This is a genomic window from Psychrobacter sp. AOP31-B2-9, assembly GCF_052378005.1.
Lineage (GTDB): Bacteria > Pseudomonadota > Gammaproteobacteria > Pseudomonadales > Moraxellaceae > Psychrobacter.
On record NZ_JBQSXG010000318.1, the window covers coordinates 1 to 674 of the forward strand.

The following is a 674-nucleotide window of genomic DNA, read 5'->3' on the forward strand; positions in this document are numbered from 1 at the left end:
AAGTGAGCTTTAAAGATGTACGTGTGCCAGTCAGCCACTTTATTGGTGGACCAGGGATGGGCTTTGAGATTGCGCAAGGTCGTCTAGGGCCAGGTCGTATTCATCATTGCATGCGCTGTATTGGTGCTGCTGAAAAATCTTTAGAGCTTGCGGTAAAACGTGGTATGTCTCGTACTGCTTTTGGTAAGCCAATACTAGAGTTGGGCGGAAACTTTGAGCGCATTGCTGAAGCTCGTATCAAAATTGACCAAGCTCGTTTGCTGACTTTGTATGCTGCACAGAAGATGGATGCACAAGGAACAAAAGCGGCACTCACAGAAATATCTGCGATCAAAGTAGTGGCGCCGACTGTACTACAAGAAGTCGTCGATATGGCGATTCAGGTTCATGGTGGCATGGGTGTGTGTCAAGATACAATGTTGCCAGGCTTCTATGCTCAAGCAAGGGTGTTGCGCTTGGCTGATGGCCCTGATGAAGTTCATAAAACCATGATTGCAAAATTAGAGCTGAAGAGCCAAGGGTTTAGTCGTAAAAATAAATAATAATAGTGATTAATAATCACAGATAGTAGGGCGTGTCATCATTTATAGTGTGCGATTGCATTGATAACACTGGTAACTGGGTGACATGCTCTAGCTTGAGTATGGATATAGTGAATTTACTATAATTTGGAT

At 43.8% G+C, this 674-nt stretch carries 1 protein-coding gene; it reads left to right on the plus strand.

The window, feature by feature from the left end; translation table 11 throughout:
* Positions 1 to 542: acyl-CoA dehydrogenase family protein (locus ACT3SX_RS15425; RefSeq protein WP_444519280.1), on the plus strand; the 542-nt coding region annotated here is incomplete at its 5' end.
* Positions 543 to 674: the final 132 nt, after the last annotated feature.